At 58.5% G+C, this 3033-nt stretch carries 4 protein-coding genes; all 4 read right to left on the bottom strand.

What is annotated here, in order from left to right:
- The coding region (locus ACKVY0_RS27705; protein ID WP_409218120.1) for a sugar-binding domain-containing protein at positions 1 to 408 on the bottom strand (408 nt) is incomplete at its 3' end.
- Between the two features lie 30 nt (positions 409 to 438).
- A complete protein-coding gene (locus tag ACKVY0_RS27700) occupies positions 439 to 1359 on the bottom strand; it encodes a sialate O-acetylesterase (RefSeq protein ID WP_409218119.1) in 921 nt (306 codons plus the stop codon).
- Positions 1356 to 2561, bottom strand: coding sequence for an alginate lyase family protein (locus ACKVY0_RS27695; protein WP_409218118.1), 1206 nt, complete (start codon positions 2559 to 2561; stop codon positions 1356 to 1358). Before ACKVY0_RS27695 ends, ACKVY0_RS27700 begins: the two co-directional genes overlap by 4 nt.
- 16 nt (positions 2562 to 2577) lie before the next feature.
- On the bottom strand, positions 2578 to 3033 hold a 456-nt coding region (locus tag ACKVY0_RS27690; protein WP_409218117.1), incomplete at its 5' end, for a hypothetical protein.

Here is a 3033-nt window from a genome sequence, read left to right as displayed (position 1 = left end):
CGCCTCTGCCGCCGCGTCCGTGATGTCCACGGTCCACTCATCGTAGCCGCCGACGTGCTCGCCGACTTTGTCCGTGTAAACAAACACCTGCGACTTCTGCCCCGCGCCATCAAAGTGCAACAACGTGCGGCCATTCGGATACGGGTTGGCGATTTTGAGCTTCGTGCGATACCAGCCAGGGCCTTGGTAGTAGCGGACATCAGGATCGACGGCATCGCGGCCATTGAAGCAATGAGGCAGCGTCACCTTCGACCACGCGACATTGTCGCTCGCTGCATCCCCACGCCAGACTTCCCAGGTGCTGCCGAGACTGCCTTGGTAGTGCTCCCAGCCTTCGCTGAGGCGTTGTGTGTTGTCAGCGGCGAGGAGATTCGCGCTGAAGAGCAGGAGAGTGAGCAGGTATCGCATGGTTTGAGAGTGAGAGGAGGGAGTGGTGGACTACTTCGAGATCAATTGGACCATCGCTTTGCCCAGGGCATCGCCGACTAGAAAATAGGTCTCTGCATTGCCAAACTCATGGTGACCGTGACTTGGATTGGGGGACTCTTCTGGCTTGCGCACAAAGTCGTGCGTGGGGGCAAAGATGGCTTTGCCGATACGAGTCGCGGCAGCGGCTTGAGCCTGACGCAGTCTCGTCCACTCTGGCGGCGCATCGACCCACGGGCCTGTGAGTTCCCCGATGACGACGGGGAGCTTTGGCGACTTCAAATCACGGCGCACGTCGTGGATCAAGTGGACGAGGTTTTGCTCATACTCCGGCACCGCAGTCTTCGGATTGACGCCATCGTTCCAGCCTTGATACCAGACGAATCCGGCGAGTTCGTGCTCACCGAGACCGGCGAGAGTCTCGCGCACTTGAGCGAGCATGAGTTGGTAATACTTCCCGATCTCGCCACCAGCGGAGGGTGGGCGGAAGTCGCGATACAGGCTCTTTCCGCCCCATGCGGTCTTGATGAGAAGAACAGGATTCTTGATCGCATCGCCAACCACATGGCCAAATTGCAACTCCGGCCCAAAGTGATGCACATCGCCATAGACCGAGAAACCAAAGGTCAGCGGCCCAGCTAGCAGCGGTCGATCCTCGCGCTGATAGCGCACGGACACATCACTGCGCACGACCCACTTCCCGTCGGAAGCTTTTAGGTGTGCGAAGAGCGGCGCTTTGCCCGGATCCGCCATGAGAGTGACCAAAGTGCCTTTGGCGTCATTGTAGTCCTTGCCTTTGAGATCGACGACTGCCTGGCCTTCCATGTTGGACTGGCCCGCAAGGATGAAGACCTTGACTGGCAACGGCAGTGCGAAAGCAACCGGTGCTACAAGAACGACAATGGAGAATGCGATATGAGTCAGGCGTTTCATTTCACAAACAGGAGTTGGAAACGCTTGCTGGGCGAGTCCTCGTATTTTCCGATGATGGCTTCGTAGGCCTCGCCGCCGTAGGCGAGGGTGGCTTGGCGGAAGATGGGCATGAACTCGGACTCGTGCTTGTCTTTGATCTGCGGCAGCGTCCAGGCCTTCGGTGGCACGTCGGCGTAGGGCAGCATGAAGTCGATGGCTTTGCGGATACTGCGACCGTCCTCTGTGGTGTAGTTCCAAAGATCGACTCCGGCATGTTCGCCGAGTGTGGCGAGTTCGGTGAGGGCAAAGAGATTGAATCGTGAGTAGCTGAAGGACGTGGTGCGGTCGAGTTCGAGCGGTTGTTTGCCATCGGGATCGATCTGCACGGCAATGCGGCGCTGTTTGGCTTCTTCGAGCATGCGCTTGGCGGAATCATCGCGACCCAGCACCAGGGCGATGCGCACGGCTTGCACGTCATAGAAGGTGCCGTGGTTGTTTTTGGCGTTTTGCTCGTCTTTGCCGGGTTCACTCTGGATGAGCCAGTCGTGGTAGGTGCGGAGCCATTCTTTGAGAGCCTGTTGGTCGTCCTTGGGCCAGGACTTGGATTCAGCGAGCAATCCTAGCGCATCCGCTGCGACTGAGATGTGTAGCGCCTCCAGGATGCCGGTGCCGCGCCCGTCATTCACGCCCATGATGGCCTGTGCATACTTCAAATGCGGTGTCATGCGTGTGGCGGGATCGAGGAACCAGGTGCGAGCCACTTTGGCTGCGCCCTCGGCATAGGTCTCGTTGCCCGTGAAGTAATAGGCCAGCGCGAGGGACTCGACGTTGTCGCCCATGATCTTGATGGCGGGGCTGTCGTTCGCTTTTGGATCGCGGCTCTCGGGATTCACTTTGCCATCGTGGCGGACGTAAGGCAGACCATCCTTCGTATCGGGATTCGGCCAGAAATAGGGCGCGATGCTCATGTAGTCGTGCTTATCGCCGCTGGGAGGCATTTTCTCTTTGCTCATCACCGTGGGCAAGGGCTCAGCAAGTGCCTTGTCCGCGTCTTTGACGAGCTTTTTGAGTGCTTTGGCGAGTTGTTTGTCACCAGCGGCGAGTTTCTCTTTGGCCTTCATCAAGGCACCCGGTTTGGCGCTGAAGTAGTGCGGACTCAGGTCGGCCCCGATGGCGGATAAATCCAACAGGGAAAAGGCAAGCGATAGGATCAAAAATCTCATGAATGGATGTCGTTCGTTAACCACCACAGTTCTTGCAAGGCGTTCCGTCGGTGGATTTGCACAGCTTCTTGGGATTGAAGTTGTCGCAGGTGGAGTTGTGGCGGGTGCCGGATTTGCTGATGCTCCAGCGCAGGGCATTGGGATCTTTGGTGGCGGCGGCTTCGGCAGCGGCGACGGAGGCTGGGGACATGTCTTTGCGTGTCTCGCGGACGACGCGGACCATGACGATGCTTTTGTGCAGTGTTTTGGCCAGATCGGCTTCGTCGGAGCCGCTGGGGCTGCGGTCGGCGGTGACTTTGGGCACGGTCTTGAGATAAGGCATCAGCGCCTCGCTGCGCAGAGCGGTGGCTAGCAGGTTTTCAGGCAATGGCTCGCGGGTGATGACGCCGTCTTTGCTAGTGCCGCGCTTGATGATGGTCTTCTGCGTCATGAGGCCGATGACATCGCCTTTGTCACTGAGCACGAGTCCGCC

The organism is Prosthecobacter sp. (assembly GCF_046154365.1).
In the GTDB taxonomy this organism is placed as follows: Bacteria; Verrucomicrobiota; Verrucomicrobiia; order Verrucomicrobiales; family Verrucomicrobiaceae; genus Prosthecobacter.
This window is presented reverse-complemented; position numbering and strand designations above follow the sequence as displayed.